General features: G+C 60.6%; 25 protein-coding genes and 1 other RNA gene. 8 read left to right on the forward strand and 18 right to left on the reverse strand.

The features are described from left to right. Positions 1–31: 31 nt before the first annotated feature. Positions 32–811 carry a ComF family protein gene (locus RZS28_RS04755; protein ID WP_407341046.1) on the reverse strand — a complete coding sequence of 260 codons (780 nt, stop codon included), beginning with the start codon at positions 809–811 and terminating at the stop codon, positions 32–34. A 218-nt stretch (positions 812–1029) separates the two neighbouring features. On the opposite strand from RZS28_RS04755, the gene RZS28_RS04760 reads away from it, so the two are divergent. After that, the gene (locus RZS28_RS04760) at positions 1030–1923 is read left to right on the forward strand and encodes a methyltransferase domain-containing protein (RefSeq protein ID WP_407340193.1); all 894 of its coding nucleotides are present in this window, start codon (positions 1030–1032) and stop codon (positions 1921–1923) included. 39 nt (positions 1924–1962) lie between these two features. On the opposite strand, the gene RZS28_RS04765 is transcribed toward RZS28_RS04760, so the two are convergent. Both RZS28_RS04765 and RZS28_RS04770 read right to left on the reverse strand, forming a co-directional pair. Continuing rightward, a complete protein-coding gene (locus tag RZS28_RS04765) occupies positions 1963–2703 on the reverse strand; it encodes a hypothetical protein (RefSeq protein WP_407340194.1) in 741 nt (246 codons plus the stop codon). A gap of 116 nt (positions 2704–2819) precedes the next feature. Next, positions 2820–3587 (reverse strand): SIMPL domain-containing protein, encoded by a 768-nt coding sequence (locus RZS28_RS04770; RefSeq protein WP_407340195.1) that lies wholly within the window; start codon positions 3585–3587, stop codon positions 2820–2822. 150 nt (positions 3588–3737) lie between these two features. Here RZS28_RS04770 and rlmN point away from each other — a divergent pair, with 150 nt between their 5' ends. Continuing rightward, positions 3738–4937, forward strand: a complete 1200-nt coding sequence (rlmN, locus tag RZS28_RS04775) for a 23S rRNA (adenine(2503)-C(2))-methyltransferase RlmN (protein ID WP_407340196.1) — start codon at positions 3738–3740, stop codon at positions 4935–4937. Positions 4938–5366: 429 nt separating this feature from the next. After that, positions 5367–6302 (forward strand): class I SAM-dependent methyltransferase, encoded by a 936-nt coding sequence (locus tag RZS28_RS04780; protein ID WP_407340197.1) that lies wholly within the window; start codon positions 5367–5369, stop codon positions 6300–6302. 42 nt (positions 6303–6344) lie between these two features. Here the strand turns inward: RZS28_RS04780 and RZS28_RS04785 are convergent, their stop codons facing one another. Beyond that, positions 6345–6848, reverse strand: a complete 504-nt coding sequence (locus RZS28_RS04785) for a disulfide bond formation protein B (protein WP_407340198.1) — start codon at positions 6846–6848, stop codon at positions 6345–6347. Between the two features lie 6 nt (positions 6849–6854). Continuing rightward, entirely contained in the window at positions 6855–7436 is a 582-nt protein-coding gene (locus RZS28_RS04790; RefSeq protein ID WP_407340199.1) for a YqaA family protein, read from the reverse strand. Between the two features lie 484 nt (positions 7437–7920). Here RZS28_RS04790 and RZS28_RS04795 point away from each other — a divergent pair, with 484 nt between their 5' ends. Further along, the gene (locus RZS28_RS04795; protein WP_407340200.1) at positions 7921–8682 is read left to right on the forward strand and encodes a hypothetical protein; all 762 of its coding nucleotides are present in this window, start codon (positions 7921–7923) and stop codon (positions 8680–8682) included. A 63-nt stretch (positions 8683–8745) separates the two neighbouring features. Here the strand turns inward: RZS28_RS04795 and RZS28_RS04800 are convergent, their stop codons facing one another. Then, a complete protein-coding gene (locus RZS28_RS04800; RefSeq protein WP_407341047.1) occupies positions 8746–9633 on the reverse strand; it encodes a metallophosphoesterase family protein in 888 nt (295 codons plus the stop codon). A gap of 31 nt (positions 9634–9664) precedes the next feature. Then, positions 9665–10636 (reverse strand): iron exporter MbfA, encoded by a 972-nt coding sequence (gene mbfA / locus RZS28_RS04805; protein WP_407340201.1) that lies wholly within the window; start codon positions 10634–10636, stop codon positions 9665–9667. Between the two features lie 290 nt (positions 10637–10926). On the opposite strand from mbfA, the gene RZS28_RS04810 reads away from it, so the two are divergent. Together RZS28_RS04810 and RZS28_RS04815 are read left to right on the forward strand one after the other, a co-directional pair. Further along, the gene (locus RZS28_RS04810; protein ID WP_407340202.1) at positions 10927–11475 is read left to right on the forward strand and encodes a GNAT family N-acetyltransferase; all 549 of its coding nucleotides are present in this window, start codon (positions 10927–10929) and stop codon (positions 11473–11475) included. A gap of 82 nt (positions 11476–11557) precedes the next feature. Then, the gene (locus RZS28_RS04815) at positions 11558–12715 is read left to right on the forward strand and encodes a hypothetical protein (protein ID WP_407340203.1); all 1158 of its coding nucleotides are present in this window, start codon (positions 11558–11560) and stop codon (positions 12713–12715) included. Between the two features lie 17 nt (positions 12716–12732). On the opposite strand, the gene RZS28_RS04820 is transcribed toward RZS28_RS04815, so the two are convergent. The 8 genes from RZS28_RS04820 to RZS28_RS04855 form a co-directional block, all read right to left on the reverse strand. Beyond that, positions 12733–14835, reverse strand: a complete 2103-nt coding sequence (locus tag RZS28_RS04820) for a hypothetical protein (RefSeq protein ID WP_407340204.1) — start codon at positions 14833–14835, stop codon at positions 12733–12735. 172 nt (positions 14836–15007) lie between these two features. Further along, positions 15008–15784 carry a hypothetical protein gene (locus RZS28_RS04825; RefSeq protein WP_407340205.1) on the reverse strand — a complete coding sequence of 259 codons (777 nt, stop codon included), beginning with the start codon at positions 15782–15784 and terminating at the stop codon, positions 15008–15010. Between the two features lie 170 nt (positions 15785–15954). Then, positions 15955–16794, reverse strand: a complete 840-nt coding sequence (locus tag RZS28_RS04830; protein WP_407340206.1) for a YmdB family metallophosphoesterase — start codon at positions 16792–16794, stop codon at positions 15955–15957. Further along, positions 16795–17310 (reverse strand): hypothetical protein, encoded by a 516-nt coding sequence (locus RZS28_RS04835; RefSeq protein ID WP_407340207.1) that lies wholly within the window; start codon positions 17308–17310, stop codon positions 16795–16797. It lies immediately after the preceding gene. Positions 17311–17320: 10 nt separating this feature from the next. Next, positions 17321–17908, reverse strand: a complete 588-nt coding sequence (locus RZS28_RS04840; RefSeq protein ID WP_407340208.1) for a 5-formyltetrahydrofolate cyclo-ligase — start codon at positions 17906–17908, stop codon at positions 17321–17323. 32 nt (positions 17909–17940) lie between these two features. Then, positions 17941–18095: non-coding RNA, 6S RNA (gene ssrS / locus RZS28_RS04845), on the reverse strand. 102 nt (positions 18096–18197) lie between these two features. Next, positions 18198–18572, reverse strand: a complete 375-nt coding sequence (locus RZS28_RS04850) for a cell division protein ZapA (protein ID WP_407340209.1) — start codon at positions 18570–18572, stop codon at positions 18198–18200. A 138-nt stretch (positions 18573–18710) separates the two neighbouring features. Then, on the reverse strand, positions 18711–19028 hold the full coding sequence (locus tag RZS28_RS04855) for a DUF4164 domain-containing protein (protein ID WP_407340210.1): 318 nt from the start codon (positions 19026–19028) through the stop codon (positions 18711–18713). 734 nt (positions 19029–19762) lie between these two features. Between RZS28_RS04855 and gap the strand changes: the two genes are divergently transcribed. Together gap and RZS28_RS04865 are read left to right on the forward strand one after the other, a co-directional pair. Next, the gene (gene gap / locus RZS28_RS04860) at positions 19763–20770 is read left to right on the forward strand and encodes a type I glyceraldehyde-3-phosphate dehydrogenase (protein WP_407340211.1); all 1008 of its coding nucleotides are present in this window, start codon (positions 19763–19765) and stop codon (positions 20768–20770) included. Beyond that, complete coding sequence (locus RZS28_RS04865) at positions 20767–21990, forward strand: phosphoglycerate kinase (RefSeq protein WP_407340212.1); 1224 nt, start codon at positions 20767–20769, stop codon at positions 21988–21990. The genes gap and RZS28_RS04865 overlap by 4 nt, the downstream gene beginning before the upstream one ends. A 95-nt stretch (positions 21991–22085) precedes the next feature. Here the strand turns inward: RZS28_RS04865 and RZS28_RS04870 are convergent, their stop codons facing one another. From RZS28_RS04870 to rpsU, 3 genes are all read right to left on the reverse strand, one after another. Further along, positions 22086–22649: a nucleoside 2-deoxyribosyltransferase gene (locus RZS28_RS04870; protein WP_407340213.1), complete on the reverse strand. Its 564-nt coding sequence runs from the start codon at positions 22647–22649 to the stop codon at positions 22086–22088. Between the two features lie 77 nt (positions 22650–22726). Then, positions 22727–23590 (reverse strand): tetratricopeptide repeat protein, encoded by an 864-nt coding sequence (locus tag RZS28_RS04875; protein ID WP_407340214.1) that lies wholly within the window; start codon positions 23588–23590, stop codon positions 22727–22729. Positions 23591–23762: 172 nt separating this feature from the next. Continuing rightward, entirely contained in the window at positions 23763–24002 is a 240-nt protein-coding gene (rpsU, locus tag RZS28_RS04880) for a 30S ribosomal protein S21 (RefSeq protein ID WP_407340215.1), read from the reverse strand. Between the last annotated feature and the right edge of the window lie 96 nt (positions 24003–24098).

Here is a 24098-nt window from a genome sequence, read left to right on the forward strand (position 1 = left end):
TGTTTGCGAATATGTCGCAGGTAGACCGGCCCTAAACCACTCGCGCGAACACTAGGACATCGACGCGTTTGGCTTTGGCCCGCAGCAGCGCCCTCGATGCGGCGTTGACCGTCGCGCCGGAGGTCAGGACATCATCGATGAGAACAATGGCGCGGCCTTCGATCTGAGCCGCTAGATCTTCGGACGCGCGAAACGCGCCTTGCAGATTGATCGCGCGTTGCGTCCGCGACAGGCCGACCTGCGACGGCGTCGACTTGACCCGCGCCAGGACGAACGGATTGACGGGCACGCCACTCGCCGCCGACACAGCTTGCGCCAAGGCGTTGGCTTGATTGAAGCGCCGCGCAATCAATCGACGCCGATGCAGCGGAACCGGAACCAGAAGATCGGCCTCGACCAAAAGCTCGGCCCCGGCGCGCGCCATCCAGGCCCCGAGGGGTCCGGCAAGCTCCAGCCGATCGCTATATTTCAAGCGATGGATCAATTGCCGCACGGGTCCGTCGTCGAAATGCGCCACCGCCCGGGCGCGCGCGTAGACAGGGGGATCGGCGACCGCCTCAGGGGAAAGCAGCCCCTCGGCGCCGAGATCTACGGCGAAAGGCGTGCCGAGGCGCTCGCAAAAAGGCCGCTCGATGAAGCGAACCTTGCCCCAACAGGCCGCACAGAGCGAGCCGGGCGCATCGGCGGCGGCGCGGCAATTCAGGCAGGCGGGCGGAAATACAATGTCCAGCGCGGCGCGGCCGCAGCTTCGCAAGAACGGCAAGGCGCGCGCCGCAAAGGCGATTTGAAATTGGGCCCAGGGCTCCCGCAAAGCGGCTTCCGCGCGCCGGCTTCGTCTCGCCACTGTGCTCCCTCATCGCCGCGTAAGACTGAGCGCCTTGACTATTGAATATAGTCAGACGGTTTTTATCAGCGCGACCATAGCTTGAATAGGGGTCGAGCCTTGGCGCGCTCCGAAGCCACCGCTTTTGCATGATGGTTCCGGAACGCCGCCTTCCCTGTTCGGAGGCCATGCGCTAAAGGAGCCGCGTGGCCCCATCGCCCATACAGATCTTTGATCGCGCCTTGATCCGCCGCAGGCTCAGCCGCGCGGCCCCCGCGGGATCGGCTGATTTCCTGGCGAGCTATGCGATCGCGGACCTGGGCGAGCGGCTCGGGGTGATAAAACGCGATTTCACTGCGATCGCCGACATCGGAACTCCCGTTCCCGAGCTGGCGCGGCAGCTTTCGGCGCGTTACGAAGTCGCGCAAATTGTGCGACTGTCGCCAATTGCCGAAGCTCCTGCCGCGGCCCGCGCGCTCGCTTTTATCGGCGACGAGGAAGCCCTCCCTCTGGCGGCGGAGCATTTCGACCTCGCCGTGTCGGCCCTCGCGCTTCAGCATGTCAACGACCTCCCCGGCGCGCTGGTCCAGATTCGCCGCGCGCTAAAGCCCGATGGGCTCTTCCTCGGCTGCCTTCTCGGCGGCCAGAGCCTGCATGAACTGCGCACAGCCCTGACTGCGGCGGAGACGGAGATTTATGGAGGGGTAAGCCCCCGCGTCGCGCCTTTCGCCGATGTGCGCGACATGGGCGGCCTGCTGCAAAGGGCCGGCTTCGCCTTGCCGGTGGCGGATAGCGAGCCCCTGACCGTGCGCTATGCGGATATGTTCGGGCTCATGGCGGATTTGCGCGCGATGGGCGCGACTAATCCCCTCGACGCGCGCTTGCGGCGGCCCTCGACGCGCGGGTTTTTCTTGCGCGCCGCGCAGATTTATAGCGAGCGCTTCGCCGATCCCGACGGCCGCCTGCGCGCGACTTTCGAACTGATATTTCTCTCCGGCTGGGCGCCGCATGAGAGCCAGCAAAAGCCGCTGCGGCCGGGTTCGGCGAAAATGCGGCTCGCCGATGCGCTGCGCGGGGCGGAGACCAAGCCGCAATCCTGATTTTGTGCCCTCTAGACCCAGCCCCGTTTAACCAAGCACTCATGGCCATTGCGTGAACCCAAAAATATTGGCGACTGCGTTGTAAATTAACATTAGCGCCCCGAGGTAAGCTGTGAGAATCGTCGGGACGATGATGATCCTCCAGGCGAGGATATAACGTCCCGCGAGGCGACGGTTTTCGACATCTTGCTGCTCAAGAATCTGAAAAAATTCATTTGGCGCTTTGTCCAACAAAGCTAGAAATTTTGCGCCAGCAGTAGCGCGATGAATCATGCCATAAATCTCCCAACTCACGTAAAGAAGGAGAGATACTCCTACTAAAACAATCACAGCGTTCGTCGTCCTTGTTGTCAGTGCACCTTTAGCAAAGGTCCACAGAGCAAAGATTCCAGCATAACCGGCCAACATCATTGCGTTGGAATATGCCTGAGCCTTTTCGTAGATCTGTATTTGTGACTTAACGGCTTGATCCATTCGCTCTTTTAATTCGATGGGCCCAATGGTGGCTGCAGTCGTATGCGCAGTATATGAGCAACCGATGGTAATCTGACTCCTTTCATTGAATGGATTGAAATTCACAAAGGCAACTGTATATCCGACAAGTTTTCCGTTGATCGCAATATTAATAATGTCGCCTGGGCGAGGCAACGCATCGAGCATATATAAAGCAAGTTCGGGAAAGGGCTGATCAGCGTCAACTAACAGAATTTGAATTTTGTGGTCCTTATTCAGAACGTGTTCGTTCTCAACCTTCTCGTTTTCGGCAGGCTTATCGTTCATGCGTCCACGTACCATTATTTGTTTCAACTTGTGAAAATCAGCGCCTGAGCGCCACTATTAAGCCGCAGCACGTCAAATCACGCCTAGTACGAAAATCATGATTTTGACGAGGAGAGCTACTGCGCCAGCTCCCAGGTGACTTCGATCTCGGTCATGAGAACTTGAACGCCGGGCTCGATTGGGACAACGACCGAGGGCGCCGCCGCTTGCGCGCTCAACGCCCTCGGAGACATGTCGGCTTCGCCGCCGTAGCGCCCAGGCTGCCCGACCGAGAGGACGCGGCCAAGCCTTATTCCGAGACCGTTCACATAAGAATTGGCCTTGCGCAAAGCGTCGCGCACCGCTTCTCCGCGCAAAGCGTCATATTTCAGTTCCTTCTGCTCATAATCGAAGGCCACGCCCTGAAAAATATTGGCGCCCTTTTCCATCAATTTCTGCGCCAAGGCGCCGGCTTTTTCGATCTGCCTCACGCGCACGCTCAAGGCGTTGCGGGCGGCATAGCCGCGCAGCGTCCGCTTGAGGAGGCGGCCATTGGCGTCATGGGTCTCATCGTAAACAGGGGAAAGGGTCACGGAGACGGTCCTTATGTCCCGCGGCTCGATTCCTTGCGCCTTGATCTCCGCGACAATCGCCTGCGCGGCGCGCGCGTTTTCGCTCGCAGCCTCGGCCGCCGTCACCCGCTCGGTCTCGACGCCGAGCGAGATCGTCGCGAGGTCAGGAACGACCTCGGCGCGCGCCGTCCCGGTCGTCGTGATCGAGGGAACGGCATCCTTCAGCGGGAGGAATTCCTGCCCGCGCGCCAATGTCTCCGCGCCTGCAAAGATCGTAAGAGCGAGGAAAACGGCAAACCATGCTGGCGGGATGGAGAAGCGGGGAATCGGCATGCGGCGTCCTTCGTTGCAGGCGAGAACTGACAAGATGTCTGGCTCGCGATTGCGAGCTTGGCCTCATGTTTTAGCGCTTTTACGACGCCCGTGAGCCATTCCGCTTCGGGATTCCTGGAGAAATTCGCCTCGCCGTGCTAAGAACGCGTGATGAACCCCTCTCTTTTCGCCGAATCTTCCGCCCAAGCGGCCGAGCCGCGCGACGCCGCGCGGCGCTCGCTCGCCGGCGCGACAAGACGGGAGCTTGCCCAGGCCCTTGCCGAGATCGCCGTCCCGGAGCGCGAGATTCGCATGCGCACGGCGCAGCTCTGGCATTGGATCTATAATCAGGGCGCGCCCTCGTTCGATTCGATGCTGAACATTAGCAAAGTTTTGCGCGCGAAATTGTCCGAGCGGTTCACGCTCGACCGGGCGAAGGTCGCCGCCGAACAGATTTCCAGCGACGGTACACGGAAATGGCTGATCCGGCTCGATCCAGTGAATGAGCAAGACTGCGGCGCCGAAATTGAATGCGTCTATATCCCCGACGGTGATCGCGGGACCTTATGCGTTTCGAGCCAGGTCGGCTGCACCTTGACCTGCTCTTTCTGCCACACCGGAACGCAAAGGCTCGTCCGCAACCTAACTGCTCAAGAGATCATAGGGCAGCTCATTGTCGCGCGCGAAAAACTCGGCGATTTCCCGGGGCGCGCGCCGCCGGACGGCGGACAAGGGCTCGCCGCCGGCTCGCGCTTTGTCTCGAATGTCGTGTTCATGGGCATGGGCGAACCGCTCTATAATTACGAGAACGTGCGCGATGCGGTCGCCGTCATGTCCGACGGCGACGGCCTGTCCTTGTCGAAGCGGCGAATCACAGTGTCGACCGCGGGCGTCGCGCCGCGCATGGAGGAGCTTGGCCGCGAGACGGGCGCAATGCTCGCAATCTCTCTCCACGCCGTGCGCGACGACCTCCGCGACAAACTGGTGCCGCTCAACAAGAAATATCCGATCAAGGATCTCTTGCAGGCCTGCCGGACCTATCCCGGCGCCTCCAATGCGCGGCGCATCACGTTCGAATATGTGATGCTCAAGGGCGTAAACGATTCCCCCGCCGAAGCGCGCGAGCTCGTGCGGCTGTTGAAGGGCCTTCCGGCGAAAATCAACCTTATTCCGTTCAACCCCTGGCCCGGCGCGCCTTACGAATGTTCGGATTGGGCGACCATCGAGCGTTTTTCCGACATTGTCTTCAACGCGGGCTACGCGAGCCCTGTCCGCACGCCGCGCGGACGCGACATCCTGGCGGCCTGCGGCCAGTTGAAAAGCGAAACCGAAAAGCTTCGGGCAAGGGCGCTTCTCTCCGTCGAACCATGAACGTAGGCAAATTACATCAGTTGTCAGAAAAAAGCGCTTTGCTATGGCCACATAAATTCCCAAAATTGATCGAATAATTTAGCTCTAGCTTGTGATATACATATTTTGACATCGCGCGATTGACAAATTTCAGAAGTTATCAATAGTTAATGACGTAGCATTAGAGAGACGCCATAACTTCTGCACGTTTTGCTCTGATCCCTCGCGAATAACCCAAACGGATCTTGACGCGAATCCAGCGAGCAGCGCCTTACAGATCTTATGTTAAATATAATAGATATACCTAATTGCCAGACAAACTATAGCCACAATAAACAAGTTAAAGGGCCGCCGATATTCATCGATATATTCAACGAATATCATTCATAGGCTGGTTTTAAAATTACAAATTTGTGAACATAGCCTATTCATGCGACGAGGATACTGATCTTGACGTACCTAAATAAGGTCATTAAAAGTCAGAAATACGATATCGACCCAGCGTCCGAATTGCGGCTTATGCTAAAACCTGACGCCGTGATCGATTGGTCTGGACCAATTCCGATCGACGCCACAATTCAGATGTCAGAAGGGATCGCGGCGCATAGCCGATACTTCGGCAACTTGAACTGGATGATGGGCTATTTTAATTACGTCCATCGCGACCCGGCGTTCAGGGAGCGTTGGACTGCGGCGCTCGGAGATGTGACCGATAAAGTCGTCGTCGAGATCGGCTGCGGGCCTGGCAACGTCTTTTCGACGCTTGGAGTCAAACCCAAAGTTTTGATCGGCGTCGACGTTGCCGCCGGCGCATTGGAACAGGCCCGGACAACGGGTTACCAACCCCTCCTGGCCGATGCGCACGACCTGCCGCTTTCCTCCGGCGTCGCCGACATCGTCATTCTCAACGCCACGATCCACCATTGCGAGCATATGGTCCGCGTGATCGAGGAGGCTGGACGCCTTGTCGCTCCGGGCGGCCTCCTGGTGAGCGATCACGACCCGCAGCGCAGCGCATGGGATTTCAAGGGGCCCGGAATGTGGCTTTGGAACGCCCGGCTCACGTTCTACTATTGGAGCAAGCGAGGGTTCCATTCCTCACACGAAGAGCAGGCGGCCGTCCTGGCTTCGGAGCTCCACCACCGCCCGGGCGACGGGGTTACGCACGAGCTGTTCGAAAAAACGCTCCGGCCGATGGGCTTCGACGTGAGGATATTTCCGCATAACCACAAGACCGGAGGCGAGGTCTTGAAGGGTGAGCGCGGGACCTCCGCGTTGAAATTCCGGGTTGGGCAAATTCTATCAGGCATGAATCCCAATGCGCCGGAATCCGCTTTGTCCTTGATGTGCCTCGCAAGATTGGCGACCTCGCCGGGACAGGCGTAGAAATCATTCTCGCCCGGCTGCCGGAATCGTCGGAAAAGCCGTTCAGCAACGCGAGTGGCGTAGCGCCGTCCATGCGCCCATAAGCGCCAGAGACGCCAATCCCGCCGAAATGACCGCGTTCCAGCCCGCGAGCGAGAGGCCAAGGATTCGGATTGCGACAGCGTCGCAACGAACGACCTTGACCCGCTGCAATTGCGTCAGGAAGTCCTCGACCGAGCGGGCATGATCGAGAGGCCCTGTGCAATCCGTCGGCCCCGGCCAAAAGCCCCATTCGACGCCTGCGTGATAGGCCCCGAAGCAAGCGCTCGCCGTAAAGATAAGGGCGAGGCCGGCGAAAGCCGCGAGCAGCAGCCGTGTTTGCTCCCGCGCGGCGAGGAAGAGAGCGAGCCCCGAAAGCGGAACGCCGACGTAATAGGGGATGCGCTCCTTGAGGCAGAGCTCGCAAGGCGCATAGCCCAAAGCCTCAAAGACCCACGCGGAGACGATCGATCCCGAAGCGATCAGCAGGATGGCGAAGGCTATGCGAAAGGATGTTTGCGCCAGCATGAATGATCAAAAGGCCCGCGCGGCGATCCAGAACCCGCCGACGACCAGACCAGCAAGTCCCAAGAGAAACCAGGCGAAATATTTGTCGAGCAGCGCCTTGATTGGTTCCCCGTAGCGCTGAAGAAGCACCGCAAGGAAGAAAAAGCGCGCGCCGCGGGTGAGCACGGACAGCGCGATGAAGAGCGGCAGGCTATAGGCCAGAAGTCCGCTGGTGATCGTCACGATCTTGAAGGGAATCGGGGTGAACCCCTTCAAAATAATGACCGCCCAGCCCCATTGCGCGTAAAGCGCGCGCATTTCATCGACCCGCGCGCCATAGCCGTAAACGCTGATCAGCCATTTGCCGACGGTCTCGAAAAGAAGCGCGCCGATCGCATAGCCGAGCAGCCCGCCGGCGACCGAGGCGATCGTGCAGATCAACGCATAGACCCAGGCGCGCTTGGGCTGCGCGAGCGACATCGGAATCAGGATGGCGTCCGGCGGCAGCGGAAAAAACGAGCTTTCGGCAAAGGCGATCGCGCCAAGCGCGAAGGGCGCGTGCCGGCTCTCGGCGAGGCTCAAAGTCCAATGATAAAGCCGCTGGAACATGATTCTCCGTTGGTCGTGGGCCTGCGCCGGGAAAGCGCTGAAGTCGGCGGGAGAAGGCGGCAAACGCCGCCGCCGTGGACTGTCCGTGTAGCGCTATTCCATGCCTCAAGTCCATAACTGGGCGTGGGAAAGAATGAATTCGCTTAGAGCATGTTCCGAAAAACTGATCGACTTTTTCGATCAACACATGCTCCAACTCTTTGGAATCTAAGGGACTCCCTTTCCATCAGATAGATGATTTCCATCTGATCGGGAAGCGCTCTCGCCGGCGCAAGGCGCGGGGAAAGCGGATAGGGCGAGATAAGCAAACCGTGCTATGACGAATTTGCGGCCGATTGTCGCGACAGCCGATTCCGATCGCGCGGAATGAGCTTTGCGGTCGAGGCGACTTGGACAATTCTACTCGGTCTTCGGATGCAGGGGCGTTTCACTCGTCGTCTTGGACTGCTTCGCGCTTCCGTCGCGACAGGATCTGCCCTAGAGCATGCCCTTCGAACTTGCGCGTTTCCTTTTCGATCAGGAAGCGGCTCCAGGCGGCGAAAGACGATGTGGGAAGACCAGCGTGCGATATTGTCGGCTGATTGGGATAGGCATGATGCTCGGCCTCGGCGCCTTGGCGACTTCCGGTGACCCCGCGGCGACGCGGACCGCTCGCCTATGGCCGGACACTTTTCTCGCCCGCGTCGAAGCGCTGGCTTTGGTCGAGACTCTGAACGCAAGCCTGCTCGCCTCTCACAGCGCGACGACGACGCTGGACGAATGGTGCGCCAACCACAAATTGGCGAACGAACAGAAGATACGGGCGAGGCTCGTCCCCGGCATGGAAAAACCTGTCTCCGCCGAGCAGCGTAAGAGGCTCAAGATCGGCGAGACCGAGCTCGTCAAATATCGCCGCGTCGAGCTGGCCTGCGGGGAACATATCCTCTCAGAAGCGGACAATTGGTATGTGCCCGGCAGGTTGAGCCAGGAAATGAATAAGATTCTCGAGACCACGGACACGCCCTTCGGCCGTGTGGTGCTGGACTTGAAGCCGATTCGTCAGACCTTCGCCGTGGAGATCTTCTGGAAGCCGCTTCCCGACGGCTGGGAGCTCGATGCGCCGCCGGCCGACCGGCCCCAGGCGGCGCTTTCAATCCCATGGCGGCTTTTTGAGCATCGCGCCTTGGTCTACAGCGCCAATCAGCTCCCTTTCTCCGAAGTCAACGAGACCTATACGAGCGAGATCCTGGCGTTCGGACCGCCCTAGAGCATTTTCTTTACGCGAACCGGTATCCACTTCACTTGAAAATGCTCTGGAGCGCCTCGTAGCTCAGAGCGGTATTCGGCCCAGATCGCCGATCATCGCCGCGCCCGGCAAAAGTCCGCGCGCCCGCCCTTCGATCTTGCAATCGCGCCCGCTTCCGGCGATCTCGAAGAGAAGATAGGCGGCGCGATGATGCGGCGCGCCTCGGACCGCGGAGGCCGAAGGGGCGCCGACGACAGGCACCAGCCCAGCCGGTCCCTCCATATGGGCCGTGCATAGCTTGTGATTATGGCCATGAATGATGAGCTCGGCGCCCACGCGCCGGATCAGAGCCTCGAAATCGCGGGCGTCCGTGAGCCCACGCCCAAGGCTCGGCGCCGCGCATTGCGGCGGGTGATGGATCATGACGACGCGCGCGAGCCCGCGCTTCGCCGCCGCGAGCAGGAGCGTCTCGGCGTCGCGCAACTGCTCTCGCCCCAAACGTCCCGACGCGATGAAAAACGGCGTCGGCACTCCGGACGACAAGCCGATCAAGGCGACCTCGCCCCGCACCCGGAGATAAGGATATTGCGCGCCGTCCAGCCGCTCCCCTGTCGTCCATGGCGCAAAGGCGCGCGCGAGATCCGGCATCGAGCCGCGAACATAGGCGTCATGATTGCCGGGCACGAAACTAACGTCCTCGGCGCCGCCGAGGGTTTCGAGCCAGGTCCGCGCGAGCTGGAATTCGGCCGGCAGACCGATGTTCGAAATGTCGCCGGTCATCGCGACATGGCTCGGATGATGCGCCTTAACGTCGGCGACGATTTGCGAGAGCACGCCCATGTCGTGGCTCAGCGAGCGGCCCCGCCTCCAGTTCAGATAGCCGGTGACGCGCTTGCCGAAGAGTTCGCGCCGACGCGGCCGCGGCAGCGGCCCGATATGGGGGTCGGACAAATGGGCGAGAAGGAAACTCACGCGCGCCAATATGCAATCTTGCGCCCAGGCATCAAGCGGCGCCGATGAGAATGCCCGTCGCCAGCACGATGGCGCCGCCGAGAACGATCTGCAAAGCCGCCTTGAGGAAAGGCGTCTGCATGTACCGCGTGCGGATGAAGGCGATGATCCAGAGCTCGAAAAAAACGACGACGCCCGCGATTCCCGTTGCGATCCAGAAGGCGTTGGGAATCGAGCCGGGCACAAGATAAGGCAGGGTATGGCCGATCCCGCCGAGCGCCGTCATCAGGCCGGTGACGCCGCCGCGCAGCAGCGGCGAGCCGCGCCCGGTGATGGAGCCGTCATCAGACAGCGCCTCGGCGAAGCCCATGCTGATGCCGGCGCCGAGCGAAGCTGCGAGGCCGACCAGAAACGTCTGCCAGTTGCTATGCGTCGCGAAAGCGGCGGCGAAAACCGGCGCCAGGGTCGAGACCGAGCCGTCCATCAGCCCGACGAGACCCGGCTGCACATATTGCAAGAGAAAAAGACGCTCGCTGGTCTTTGCTTCCTTGGCCCGCGCGCTGGTCGTCAGCAGCGTGCTCTCGAGATTGGCCGCGATCTCCTCGTGGGTTTGTTCGGTCTGTGCGAGCTCGCTCAAGAGCTTGCGAACGCCCGGATCCTGCGCGTGCTCAGCCGCCTTCTGGTAGAAGCCGAAGGCCTCCGCCTCGCGCAATTCGGCTTCTCTGCGGATCGTGTCGAGGGAGAGATTTTTGGTCAGCCAAACCGGCGGTCTTTTGATGAAGAAATTCACGTCGCCGCGGCGAATCGGCACAATGTTCTGACCGAAGCGCCTCTCGTAGAGGTCCGCGAGCATTTGGCGGTGGCTCGCTTCGACCAGGGCCATTTCCTCGAAGACCTTGGCCGTGCTCGGATAGCGATCGTGAAGATCCTCCGCAAAGGCCATGTAGACGCGATTGTCATCCTCTTCCGACGCGATCGCCAAGGCGAGGATCTCGCGTTCGCTCAATTCCGCGAAACTTTTCACGCCAGCGCTCCGAGAACGTCAATTTGAATTGGAATAACTCTAAATACGACTCTTAGGATTTCCTAGCATGTTTTCATGGATTTTCGAAGAACATGCTCGACCTTCGCCGGCGTTGCCGGAGTCGCCGTTCGTCATGTTCGGGGCGCTCGCTCGCTTGGTAGGTCTCTTGGCGCCGGAGCGGTTGAAGGGAGTCAGGAAAAGGCTTCGAAGCGCGGTCCCAAACCTTAGTTTCCACAAGCTCGCGTCGCGAAACCGGTTTCCCCTTACGCGGATCCTGCTCTATTAGGCCGATGGCCGATCTCTCCCTCATTCTCAGCCCCCAAACGCCAGCCGATCTCGCCGCCATCGAAAGGCTCGACGAACGCGCCTTCGGGCCGGGCCGCTTCGCCCGTTCGGCCTATCGGCTGCGCGAGGGCGTGGAGCCGGACTACGCCTTGTCCTTTGTCGCGAGGGTCGGCACTTTGCTCGTCGGGGCTAATCGCATGACGCCGATACGCTGCGGCGATCACCCGGCGCTGCTGCTCGGGCCGCTCACCGTCGATCCGGCCTTTCGCTCGGGGGGCATTGGCGAAGCGCTGGTCCTGAAATCGCTCGAAGCCGCGCGCGCCGCCGGACACGCCCTGGTGCTGCTCGTCGGCGACGAAACCTATTATGGCCGCATGGGCTTCGCGCCCACGCCGAAAGGCAAGCTCGAGTTCATCGGCCCGGTCGATCCGGAGCGCCTGCTCTATTGCGAACTCGTCGAAGGCGCGCTCGCGGGCGCGAGAGGGAAGGTGCGGCGAGCTCGGCGAGGCTCCTTGACTTGCCCGACGGGCGAGGCGGGCGCCGCGCAGCCTTAGCATCTCTTCCAGTCGCCTTTTCAAGTTGAAAGACCGCGCAGCTAGCGTATCGTTTTTCATGCCGAAACCGGGGGAGGAAGGCATGAGCGTTAGCAGTCCAGAAGGCTTAATTCCGAGCAACCGCGAGGCCCTGATTGGCATTATGGGGAACGTCCCCCATCAGCCGCCGAGAGCGGTCTCGAGGCGCACGTTCGACGGCAATTTATCTTACGACCTGGGAATCGTCGAATTCGACGACCAGGGCGTCTGCCATTACCGCACCCAGATGGCCGCCATCGCCGACAAGCTTGCGGAATTCGGCGAGCAGGATGCGATAATCATCGTTTTCGTTCACGGCTGGAAACACGACGCGCGCAGCGACGACGACAATTTGGCGCATTTTTCGGGCGTTCTCGAAGCGGCTGTGCGGAGGGAGGCGGAGGTGGCGGCGGAAAGCCAAAGGACGGCGCGGCCGGTCTTCGGCGTCTTCGTCGGCTGGCGAGGCATGACGCTTTATAGCCGGCGCTTCCTTGTCGATACGTTGAGCCTGTCGCAATTGACCTTCTGGGACCGGCAAGAGGCGGGCCGCCGCGTCTCCACCGGTTCGATCCGCGAACTTCTCGGCCGGCTTCGCCAATATCGCAACAGGCAGGCCAAGGACGGAAGCAGGCTGCTCGTCATCGTCGGTCACAGCTTCGGCGGCATGATCGTCTATTCCGCCGTGGCGCAATCGCTGATCGAAGCGGCGGCGACCCCTCAGGGCCAGGTTACGCCATCCTTCGCCGACCTCGTCCTGCTGGTCAATCCGGCAGTCGAAGCGGCGCGCTATCTGCCGGTGCATCAATTGGTCTATGAGCGGAGCATCACGCCGCCGCAAGGCCTCGCGGAAGCGCAAGCGCCCGTGTTCGTATGCGTCACCGCCAGAAATGACTGGGCGACGGGCTTGGCCTTCCCGTTCGGGAACGCCTTTTCATTGCTGACGGAAAAATGCAAGGACCGGCGCGAGCGACAGGCGCTCCTGAACACGATCGGACATATTTCCTGGATGAAGACCCATGATCTGTCCGCCTCCGGCGCCGCGCCGGTGCTGACGCCGCCGCGCGACGCAGCGGGAATAAGCCCCTTCTGGGTCGTTCAGGCGACCCCAGACGTCATCAATGGGCACAATGACATATTCCGGCCTGTCTTCCTCGAGTTTCTCGCCAGGCTCTTGGGTCTGCATGTGCAGGAATCAGCCTTGCGCGCGACCCGCGCACCATGAACCGTCTTGCGCAGCGCTCAAATTTTTGACGAAGGCCAAAACCGCTTTCGTCCCTCAAACAGCCACGCGGCCGCGACGCTTCCCAAAAGCGCCGCGAGCCCGAGGAAGCCGATCGCGAGCGGGAGCACGCCTACCCCTTTCACCTCGCTCGCGCCGGTGCGCTTGATCGCGGCATAATCGGAGCCGCCATAGACTGGGCTGTCGCGCATGGCGACGACGCGCGGCAGCGCGATGTCGCCGCCGGCTCCGTCGCCAATCCGGCGCGCGGTTCCGCCGGTCGCCTCCGCGAGCGGCCGCAACTTGTCAGGCGTCGAGACGACCTCCTGAAACTCGCGCGGATTTTCCGGACCAACATTGGCGAGAACCGAAAGGACGCCGTCGCTGAGCCGGTAGAGGCCGAGCTCCTGGGCGTCGACGGTCGCGCGGGAAAGCCCCGGCTCCGCCGGCGTCAGCCCCACGTTCTCCGTCGCGCCGGACGGCGCCGTGACCGTCACCGGCGGCGTCGCGGGCAACAGGCTTTGACGTTCGATTTCTATTCGGCGGCCGCGGACATTCGCGCGCAGAGCTTCTTCCTCAAGCTCCGGCTCCTTCATCAGCCAATGGGCTAGGCGGCGCAACAGGTCGAGATGAGGTCCGCCGCCTTCGAAGCCGCGCGCCCAGAGCCACATCTGATCGCTGAGAAGCAGCGCGATCCGCCCCTTGCCCTCGCGCGAAAGCACAAGCAGAGGCTTCTTATCCGCGCCCGAAAGGACGCTGGTTCCACGCGCGACCTCGGCATTGACCTGGCGGAACCATGGACTCCACGCCGGCGGGCTCTGATCGCCGCCGGGCAGGCCGCGGGTCACTGGATGTTTCGCGCCCTCGTCCGAGATCGCGGCCCGGAACGCGTGTTCGGTCAAGCTGCCGTCGGGGCGCGCCGGTGCGATCCGCCCAAGCGGCGAGAAGAAGAGCCCTTCCGGCCGAGCGAAATCAGGGCCTGCCGCAAGCAGAAGCGCGCCGCCTTCCCGGACATAATGAACGATATTTTCAAAATAGATGAGGGGCAGAACGCTCTGGTTCGAATAGCGGTCGAAGACGATGAGATCGAATTCGCTGATCTTGCGGCCGAACAGATCGGCGGTCGGAAATGCGATGAGCGACAATTCATTGATCGGAGTCCCGTCCTGCTTTTCCGGAGGACGCAGAATCGTAAAATGAACCAGATCGACATTGGCGTCTGACTTCAAGATGTTGCGCCACATCCGCTCGCCGGCGTGCGGTTCGCCGGAGACGAGCAGAACCTTCAGCTTGTCGCGCACGCCCTCGATCGTCACCACCGCCTTGTTGTTGATCGCGGTCAACTCATCCGGCAGCGCGTCAACTTCCAGTTCGACGACATTCTGGCCGCCATGTTCGATTCCAACAGGAACGCGAAGGCGTTCGCCCGGCGTCGCTAAGACGGTTGCGACGGGATTGCCGTCGCGGCGCACGCGCAGCGTCACAGGATCGCTCTTGGCCGCCGAGTCGATCACCCTGAGCTCGATCGTCTGCTCCTTGCCGACAATTCCGAAGCGGGGCGCTTCGAGAAGCTCGATCCGGCGGTCGCGCTCGCCTTCATGGCCGGTGATCAGCGCATGCAGAGGCGCCTTGAAGCCGAGCGTTTCCGCATCGACCGGAATATCGTGGACGATCCCGTCGGTAATCATGAAAACGGCGCCGACCCGCTCCGAGGGCACATCGGCGAGCCCGGCGTTCAGAGCCGCAAACAGGCGCGTGCCGTCGGCTTCCGCATCCGTGCGGCCGCTTTCGATGACGCGGACCTCGACATTGCCGAGGCCGGTCAGCGCTTTCTCAAGCCCGGCTCTCGCTTTGTCGGTTTGCGCCGGCCGCTCGCCAATGGTCTGGCTGCCGCTTTTGTCAACGACGACCGCGACGACATCCTTCAGGGACGTGCGATCCTCGCGCACCAGAGCGGGATCGCTCAAGGCCAAAAGCAAGAGAGCGAGCCCTAATCCGCGCAATAAAACGCCGCGCCTGCGGGCGTAAAGCCCGAGCCCGAAGACCAAAAGCGCGATGAGGCTCAAACCAATCAGGACGGGCCAGGGCAGAAGCGGCGTGAAGCTGAGATCGAACTGGGTCATCGAGGATCAACGCCTTGCCCGCTGGGCGGAAAAATCTCTCTGTTCGAGCGCCCGGATCTACCCCCGACCAGAAGGCCGCGGTTGCGCCGCGCCGCGTCTCGAACGCGACCGGCTCTTTCGCCTTGCCCAAGGGTTATAGCGAAGAAGCTCGAAACTGTGCGAAGACGACGCTTCAGAGCAAGGGGCCCTCAAGTCTCGACCAGCTTGGCCATCGCAATGCGTTCAACTGGTCGATCGTAATCAGCTTCAACTTTTGGCCGCTCGCCAAGGCCCGCTCCCAGCCCCGATTGATCCGGTTAATCGACGCCCAGATAAATCTCGACGCTTCGCCACGGTCAGCCGCCGAGGCTTGGGCCGGCTCCTTCGTCCGCAGCCGGGAAGAAAGATCTTTTGCGCGGGCGATGAGGCCGTCAATCTCTGGAATTAGATATTCCTCGTCAACTGAATTCAATTTGAGATCTTGTCTCGCCTTGTCGAGCGCCGCATTGGCCGCGGCCGCGAGCGCCTCATAAAGTTGCTTTTCGTCTAGTAATTCAGACTCATCCTTGCGTGATTTCAGCCCCCAGGCGGAGGCAATGGCGGAGAGCCTCGCCGCGTCGAGGCGGTCGAGGCGGGCGCGAACCTTTGACGGGAAAATATCGCCGCGAAGTTTGAGCGCGAGCTCAAACCCGAAAATCCATATGAAGGCCAAGGCGAAACTAAGGCCTATCGCGATTTCGCCGATGGTGTGGTCGTTCAGGGCCTCCAATTCTCTCCTATAGTCTAACCGAGCATCGTTCGGATCGAGATTGGGGGGCGAAGATCGGTCATGTGACGTCGTCGGGCCGGTCGCCGCGACCGTCGCGGTGGGATGGTCTTGCGCCTCTCCCGCGAGCGGCGCAGTAAATGACAAGGCCCCAAAGAGACCGATGCTCGAGCACAGAAGAAGAATGATCGGGAAACGGTTCATGATCCGCGAGCCTCAGAGAGTGACGAAACGTCGATTCCTTCCACTCAAATTGATGTGTTCATTCGTCCGAGACATTTCAAAGCGGCGACGCAACAATTTGCAACAAGCTTCCGTGTGGGAAGACCGTTGTTGTGGCCCCAGGCTTGCGCGGCCTCGTCCGACAACCGCGGTCAGCTCACGCTTTGCTCGACCTTTTCCCAAAACTCCGGCCGCGCTTGCGCCAGCCTGCCGCCGATCCTGACCGGCGCGATCCGGGTCGCGAGCCCATTCCCGTCAAGCTCGACCGCGACGCCGCAAAGGGTCGCAGCGCCCGCCGCCGGCTCGAACCGTGTAGACGGCAGCTTCGTCGTGAACCTTCGAATCGGCTCTTCTTTTTCCATGCCGATCACCGAATCATAATCGCCGGTCATGCCGGCGTCGGTCATATATCCGGCGCCCTGCGGCAGGATCTGGTAATCGGCTGTCGGCACATGCGTATGAGTGCCGACGACGAGCGAGACGCGGCCGTCGACGAAATGCGCGAAAGCCTGTTTTTCGCTCGACGCCTCGGCATGGAAATCGACGACGGTCGCGTCGCAGCCGACGCCCAAGGGACATGCGTCAAGCTCGCGCTCGGCGGCGGCGAAAGGATCGTCCATGGCGTCCATGAAGATTCGGCCCATCAGGTTGATGACGAGGACGCGGGCGCCGGAAACGGTTTCGATGATATTGGCGCCGGCGCCGGGCGTGCCGCGCGGATAGTTCAGGGGCCGGATCAGGCGCGGCTGCCTGGCGATGAAGACGAGCGCCTCACGCTGGTCGAACGCATGATTGCCGAGCGTCACGCAATCCGCGCCCGCGGCGAGAAAATCGCCGCAGATCGCCTCGGTGACGCCAAAGCCGCCGGCGGCGTTCTCGCCATTGACAATGACGCAATCGAGCCCCCAGGCCAGACGCAATTTCGGCAAGTGCTCGATAAGAACGGCGCGGCCAGCGCGGCCGACGACGTCACCGATGAACAGAAGGCGCACTTAAACAATATCCTTTTCGTTGAACCCTAGATAGGGTTGAAAATACTCCTTCAATTTTGGAATATCATCTGAAAATGACTTCAGCAAAGCCAGTTTGTTATTCTGATAGGTTTCGTTCGGGGGTAACTGACCGAGTTGCAGATGCGTCTGATATTCTTTTTCAAGCAATTGAATTTTAATACTTCTCTTTTTCAAATCTAATAAATAGTCTACTACTTCATGCTTAAATAAAAACCATGCATCACCTGTCCAAATTTCAAATTCGACGAGGTCAGTATCGTCATACAAATTAGCATCTCTATTAAGAATGTCGATGAAATTTCGCGCAGCAACATAGACAGCATATCGCTTTTCAAATAAATCAAGTCGCAGCTTTTCCCGTGACGTTCGCAACTGAGATTTAGATATATTGGCTTGTGTCCGGCCCAATCGCCACGCTACAAACGCGGCAACGACCGAGGCAATAATTATCGCAATCGGGCCCGCAAAGTCCTTGAAAAGCTGATACAAAATCACGAGCCCATCATCAAAGCTGGGTCTCCTCACATCTGATCAATTCGCGCTCCGTTAGCACGTAATCGAGCCTCTGGTCGTGGGTTTCATGCGGGACCATCGGCAAGGCCTGGCTGGCATAGGCTACGCCAACCGCGCAAATCCGTTTCGCGGCGCGAAGCCCCGCCAAGGTGCGATCGTAAAAGCCCGCGCCATAGCCGATCCTGTGGCCGGTGCGATCGAAGGCTGCGAGCGGGACAAACAGGAGGTCCGGCGCAACTTCGGGCGCGCTCGCCAGAGGCTCGCTTATCGCCATCTTGCCCTTCACGGTCGGCTCGCCCGGGCGCCATTGGCGAAACACGAGCGCCGAATCCCGCGCGCCGGTGACAGGCAAGGCGGTCTGCACGCCATGCCGCGCCAGAGCCTCGAGCAGCGGCAAGGTCGAAGGCTCGTTCGGCAGCGGAAAATAGGCCGAAACGATGGTGGGCCGCAGACGGAGTGCGAGATCCACGCCGGCTTTCGCGAGATGCGCGGCCAAAGCCGCGGCGTTCTCGGCGCTCTCTTCCGCCCGGCGCGAGAGGGCTTGCGCGCGCAAGGCGGCTTTACGGGCGGAGGGCGGCATAAAACAATCAAGCAGCGGTTAAGCGAAAAATGCGCGGGGCCGCGATGGCCGTGGGATATCGATCCCGGGAACCTACAACGTAGGTGGGCGCCGTGTGACCGAGCCCACGGGCAAGGCCAGGGACAGCTCCCTTAGAGATCGATAAGGCCCCGGGAATGCTGATCCAACACGAACCTCGCAGCTCCGCCGAACCAATCTAGGGTGCGGCGTGGCAAAACGCCAGAGAACTTTGAAGGGAAGGTGCAAGGCGGCGAATATTCCCCCTTGCCGTCCAAGCCAAAAGCTTTGGTCACGGCTCGCCGCGTCCCGAACCATTCAGCTCCTGCGTCGCCCGCTCGATTCGCAGCGCGGCCTCGCCAAGAGACTCGGCGATGCGCGCGGCCCATTCATCCCGCCCGTTCGCGGCGTTCGATGAATTGGCCTTGAGATCCGCGATCTCGGTTTCAAGGACGCCAATGCGCCGGCGCGACTCCGCCAATTCGTCGGCGAAGGTGATCGCCGCCATGATGGTGAGGCGCTGATCGCCAATCTCGCCGAAACGTTGCCGCATGCCCTCGATCTTGCCGTCGACGAGGCAAGCCAGCTCGGTAAGATGATCCTCCTCGCCCTCGTCGCAGGCGACCCGATAGACCCGGCCCGCGATCGTCACCGCGACTTGCGCCATCGCGCCGCTCCTTCAGATCCGTCGCCCCGACCTCGCACGGCAATATTTACCAATGACAAAGTAAAGTAAAATCCCCGAATCTGCTGCGACAAGGCGCCGGGCCTCAGGTAAGCGATCCTGCAAAATCGGGATTAGGCCTTAGTCCCCACGCGTATCGGCCCCATCCAAGACCGACTTGATCGTCGCGCTTACGCTCTTCAACCTGCGCGCGACTTCGTCATTCGCCAATTCCAGCGAGTTCGTTCTCGCTATGGCGCCATCGAGCTCGACCGCGAGCCGCGAACGGTCGTCCTGCATCACTGTGAGCTCTTCTTCAAGATTGGCCCGCAGGGCGTCGGCCCGCACGCGGCGTTCGCTTGCGGCCTCGAGATGATCGAGCGCGGCGGCTAGCCGTTTCAGCGCGGCCTCAAGGCGGTCAAGCGCATTCATCTTTGTGTTCGCGTCCAACTCGGCCACGTTAGAGCGCTTTTCCCCAGACTGGAATGCGAAAAACGCTTTAATTCATCGCTTTATCGCATCGCCGAATGGGCGCCGGCCGCGGCGTCGACAAAGACCGCCTCTTGGCTGACAAGCTCGTGGATCGCGCGGCGCAGCCGAGACCTGTAAATTTTAACCATGGCGATGGCTCGGCCCAGTCGAAACCGACCGCGCATGTTCATCTTGCACCGCAAAAGGACAAAACTGCGACCTTAGGCGATCAGAGCGGCACATTGACACATCCATATCTAATGCGATCACGCGCCGGAGATCTTTTGCGCCACAGCATCTCTTGAGGGCTCCTGGAAAAGGACGAGGAGCCTTCTCAAACCAATGCGCGGCTTCCCCGGGTCGTCCAGAATTCTGGCCCTGCTGGGTCTTGTTTTCGCCCCTCGATCACGATAATCGGCGAAAGATAGCCCATCCCGCCGCATCCGGATCGGGCTTTAGCCTTGCTTTCGAGGCGAAATGACCGACGAAAACAGTATATTGAGCAGGATGAAGGATGTCCCTTCAGGTTCGCCTGACACAAAACTCTAAAAATATTTTAGAAAGACTTTCACAGACCGGTTTGCGTTACGCCGCAAGTCACGTTCAATGCTCGTGCTGCGGCGCAGCAATAATTGACGGGTATTGGAAGCCGCGCCATAAAACCAATCCATGATAGCAGCCGAAGGTTCGACCGAACCGTCGGAACATAAGGAGCAACAGGGATGGCGGTCAAAGTCGCTATCAATGGTTTCGGTCGCATCGGCCGCAACGTCTTACGGGCGATCGCCGAATCCGGGCGCAAGGACATCCAGGTTGTCGCGATCAATGATCTTGGTCCGGTCGAGACCAACGCCCATCTTTTGCGTTTCGATTCGGTTCACGGCCGGTTTCCGGGCGAAGTCAAGGTCACGAGCGACACGATCGATATTGGCGACGGGCCGATCAAGGTCACCGCTGTCCGCGATCCGCATGAATTGCCGCACAAGGAGCTCGGCGTCGAGATCGCGCTCGAATGCACCGGCCTTTTCACGTCGCGGGAGAAGGCCGCCGCGCATCTAAAGGCGGGGGCCAAGCGCGTGCTTATTTCGGCGCCGGGGGACAAGGCGGATCTGACGGTCGTCTTCGGCGTCAATCACGAAAAGCTCACGAAGGACCATCTCATCGTCTCCAACGCGTCTTGCACCACCAATTGTCTCGCTCCGGTCGCGAAAGTGCTGAATGATTCGATCGGCATTGAGAAAGGATTCATGACGACGATCCATTCCTACACCGGCGACCAGCCGACGCTCGACACGCTGCACAAGGATCTCTATCGAGCGCGCGCCGCTGCGCTTTCGATGATTCCGACATCGACCGGAGCCGCGAAGGCGGTAGGCCTCGTGCTTCCCGAACTCAACGGCAAGCTCGACGGCGCCGCGATCCGGGTGCCGACGCCCAATGTCTCCGTCATCGATTTCAAGTTCGTCGCCAAGCGGGCGACGAGCACGGAGGAGATCAAGGACGCGGTGAAGCGCGCCGCAGCGCAGGAGCTGAAAGGCATTCTGACATTCACCGACAGTCCCAATGTGTCGGTGGATTTCAACCATGACTCGCATTCGTCGATTTTCCACACGGATCAGACGCGCGTGTTGGAGGGCGCGTTCGTGCGCGTCGTGTCCTGGTACGATAATGAATGGGGCTATTCGAACCGCATGATCGATACAGCTGTCGCAATGGGGAAGCTCATATGACGAAGTCTGTTCCATTGTCTCCTTTCCCAACTCTGGACGATGTCGTTTTGAAGGGGAAAAGAGTCCTCGTCCGCGTCGATCTCAATGTGCCTATGGAAAACGGCAGGATCACCGATTCGACCCGCATCGACCGAATCCTCGGGAATATTCGCGAGATTTCCAGCAAGGGCGGCAAGGTCATCATCCTATCGCATCTCGGCCGCCCGAAGGGGCCCGAACCTGAAACCTCGCTTAAGCCGGTGGCGGTGGCTTTAGAGTATGAGCTTGGCCGCATGGTCTCCTTCGCCTCCGATTGCGTCGGCGATGTCGCGAAAAGCGCCGTCAACGCCATGCGGGACGGCGACATTCTTCTGCTCGAAAATACGCGGTTCCATCCTGGCGAAACCAAGAATGATCCAGCTTTCGTCGACGCGCTCGCTGAACTCGGGGACCTTTACGTGAACGACGCCTTCTCGACGGCGCATCGCGCTCATGCCTCGACGGAAGGGATCGCGCATAAGCTGCCGGCCTTTGCCGGGCGCACCATGCAGCTCGAGCTCGAAATGCTGACCAGCATGCTGGCGCATCCCGAGCGTCCCCTGGCGGCAATCGTCGGCGGCGCCAAGGTTTCGACCAAGCTCGAGCTTCTCGGCAACCTCATGCGCCGGGTCGACTATTTGTTCATCGGCGGCGGCATGGCCAACACCTTCCTCGCCGCGAGCGGAAAGGCGATCGGCAAATCGCTTTGCGAGCTGCAACTCGCCGATGTGGCGCGAAAAATCCAGGCGGACGCCGACGCAGCCAATTGCCAGCTCGTCCTACCGGTCGACGCCATTGTCGCCGCGAAGCTGGAGCCGAATGCGAGCGTGCGCGCCGTCGACATCGATCACGTGGGCGAGAATGACGTTATTCTCGACATCGGGCCGCGCTCGATTTCGAAAGTCGTCGGCGTTCTCGCGGCGGCGCGAACCGTTGTCTGGAACGGGCCGGTCGGCGCTTTCGAAGTTCCGCCTTTCGACACGGGAACAATTGCGATCGCCAAGGTCGCGGCGCTGCTCACCAAGGTCAATGCGCTTGAGACGATCGCCGGCGGCGGCGATACGATCGCGGCCCTCAATAAAGCCGACGCGTATAATGACTTCACCTATGTTTCGACGGCCGGCGGCGCCTTTCTCGAATGGCTCGAAGGAAAGCTCCTGCCCGGCGTCGAAGCGTTGCGCGGAGCGAAGGCGGCGGCTTAAGACCTATTGGATAGGGCGCCCATTCGGGCGCGGCGTTCTGGAGCATGATCGTCTCGGATGAAACGATCTGCTCCCCAGCTGTCGATTTGCGCGGATTAGGGGCTACAGTCCCCGTAAGCGATGTCCTTAGCAGGAAAAAAATGACGACTCGCGCGTTCGAGGCAGGCCACAAAGCCTTGGAGATCCGTAAAGCGCTCGGCGGCGGCCGTTTGGCGCGTGACCAGGGGATGCCCTTGCTCGGTCAGGCAGGCGTCCAACATCAGATTGTCCGCATTGCCGTAATTCTCGATCGTCATGCCTGAGAGATCGCGCCATTGCGACGCAGCTTCATCGAATGAAGCGAGACCATCCCGCTTCAAGCGATCCAAAAGCGTATCGCTTTCATTGCTATAGGCGAAGACAGGTTTTCCAAAGCCGGTCAGAACCCCGAGTTCGAAGACGGTTCCGACATCGGCGCTTGGGCCGCGGAACGGCGTGAGATTGAATATGCCGCCATCGGCTTCGCGGATCATGGCAAGACACATCTGGTAGATCAGCCGATCGACTCGAGCTTCCGAAAGGGCGCCAGACGCCTCGTTGTCGAAAGGAAAAAGCCCGTCGAAGCCGAATTCCGCGCAAAGCTCTCTTTTGCGGCGCCCGATCTCCGTTGCATTAGGCAAGAAAACCTCTGGCCCCGCGAGATAAATTTTCGGACGCTTGTCCATCGCCGCTACGGTTTTGAAATCCAACCCGGCGCTCAGGCCCGGCCGGCCCGCGAGACGCCATCCTTGGCGAGCAAATTATTGGGGTCGAACACGAGCGCGCGCTGGTAGGATTCGATCGCCTTGGCGCGATTGCCGGTTTTCTCATAGGCGAGCCCTAGCCCGGCCCAGGCGTCGGCGTTTTTATTGTCGACATTAAGCGCCGCGTTGAAATCCTCGATCGCCTTGTCGGGTTTGCCGACCGCGATGAGACTTTGGCCCCGCGCCTGATAGGGCGCGCCGGCGAAGGGATCGCGATCGATGGCATTGTCGAAATCGGTGATCGCCTGCGGGTGGTTGCCTTCACGCTGATAGATCAGGCCCCTCGCGTGAAACGCCTGGGCGTTTTCCGGATTGAGCTTGATCGCCTGGTCGAGATCGGCGCGGGCGTCATCGAGATTGCCCTGAGCCCGCAGAAGATTGGCGCGGCCGAGATAGGCCGGCGCGTGGTTCGGATCCGCCGCGATGGCGCGATTGAAGTCGACAAGGGCGGCGTCATTGCGGTTGACTTGCCGATAGGCCAGCGCGCGATTGGTGAGCGAGGCCGCATTATCCGGGGCGAGCTTGATCGACTGGTTGAAGTCGGCAATCGCTTCCTGAAATTTCCCGATCCTCGCGTAAGCAACGCCACGGGTATTGTAGGCTTCGGCGCTATTTGGATTGCGCTGCACGACCTCGGTCAAGGAGGCGAGGTTCGCGGAAGCCTCCTGCGGCGACTGGTTGGCGACCTCAGCGACGCCGGTTCCCGCCTTGGTCATGAGATTGCTGGTCGTTTCGCAGCCGGCGAGCGCGAACGACGCCGCGAGGATCATGGCGCAAGACAGGGATCGCCTTTGTCCGCGCGCAGCGCTTCGGAGCATAATCGCGAAGTCCGTCATCCGCTCACCCTTGTCGGGTATTCATGGACACACGCCAAGGCCAGATTGCTCTGCGTCGCAGATCCGACCGATTGCTTCGCCGCCACACGATGTGACGCGGCAGCAGCGACGCAGGCCGTTCGGCCAAGCGCGCCGTCTCGGACCATTGCAAAACTTAACGAACTCCCAGAACGGGCTTGGGCTTCATCGGCAACAGCCCCTCCCGCTGCATTTTCTTGCGGGCCAGTTTGCGCGCGCGGCGCACCGCCTCGGCTTTCTCGCGGGCTCGCTTTTCCGAAGGCTTTTCGTAATGGCCGCGGAGCTTCATCTCGCGGAAAATGCCCTCGCGCTGCATCTTCTTCTTGAGCGCCTTGAGAGCCTGATCAACATTATTGTCGCGAACGAGAACTTGCACGCAAGAGTCCTTGTTGTGTCGCCACGCCATCGCAGGTAGCGACGAACTTGACTGGAAAGATGGAACAAAAGATCGGGCGCTCTAAAGCGCCGGATC

The sequence above is a fragment of the Methylocapsa polymorpha genome, assembly GCF_045689225.1.
GTDB lineage: Bacteria > Pseudomonadota > Alphaproteobacteria > Rhizobiales > Beijerinckiaceae > Methylocapsa > Methylocapsa polymorpha.

Excerpts from the sequence above, each read along its gene's own strand:
- RZS28_RS04770 (WP_407340195.1), bottom strand. The coding sequence starts at position 3,587 with ATGCCGATTCCCCGCTTCTCCATCCCGCCAGCATGGTTTGCCGTTTTC.
- RZS28_RS04810 (WP_407340202.1), top strand. The coding sequence starts at position 10,927 with ATGGCCGATCTCTCCCTCATTCTCAGCCCCCAAACGCCAGCCGATCTC.
- gap (WP_407340211.1), top strand. The coding sequence starts at position 19,763 with ATGGCGGTCAAAGTCGCTATCAATGGTTTCGGTCGCATCGGCCGCAAC.
- RZS28_RS04875 (WP_407340214.1), bottom strand. The coding sequence starts at position 23,590 with ATGCTCCGAAGCGCTGCGCGCGGACAAAGGCGATCCCTGTCTTGCGCC.
- RZS28_RS04790 (WP_407340199.1), bottom strand. The coding sequence starts at position 7,436 with ATGTTCCAGCGGCTTTATCATTGGACTTTGAGCCTCGCCGAGAGCCGG.
- RZS28_RS04785 (WP_407340198.1), bottom strand. The coding sequence starts at position 6,848 with ATGCTGGCGCAAACATCCTTTCGCATAGCCTTCGCCATCCTGCTGATC.
- rlmN (WP_407340196.1), top strand. The coding sequence starts at position 3,738 with ATGAACCCCTCTCTTTTCGCCGAATCTTCCGCCCAAGCGGCCGAGCCG.
- RZS28_RS04825 (WP_407340205.1), bottom strand. The coding sequence starts at position 15,784 with ATGAACCGTTTCCCGATCATTCTTCTTCTGTGCTCGAGCATCGGTCTC.
- RZS28_RS04850 (WP_407340209.1), bottom strand. The coding sequence starts at position 18,572 with ATGGCGCAAGTCGCGGTGACGATCGCGGGCCGGGTCTATCGGGTCGCC.
- RZS28_RS04795 (WP_407340200.1), top strand. The coding sequence starts at position 7,921 with ATGCCCTTCGAACTTGCGCGTTTCCTTTTCGATCAGGAAGCGGCTCCA.
- RZS28_RS04865 (WP_407340212.1), top strand. The coding sequence starts at position 20,767 with ATGACGAAGTCTGTTCCATTGTCTCCTTTCCCAACTCTGGACGATGTC.
- RZS28_RS04815 (WP_407340203.1), top strand. The coding sequence starts at position 11,558 with ATGAGCGTTAGCAGTCCAGAAGGCTTAATTCCGAGCAACCGCGAGGCC.
- RZS28_RS04765 (WP_407340194.1), bottom strand. The coding sequence starts at position 2,703 with ATGAACGATAAGCCTGCCGAAAACGAGAAGGTTGAGAACGAACACGTT.
- RZS28_RS04840 (WP_407340208.1), bottom strand. The coding sequence starts at position 17,908 with ATGCCGCCCTCCGCCCGTAAAGCCGCCTTGCGCGCGCAAGCCCTCTCG.
- RZS28_RS04820 (WP_407340204.1), bottom strand. The coding sequence starts at position 14,835 with ATGACCCAGTTCGATCTCAGCTTCACGCCGCTTCTGCCCTGGCCCGTC.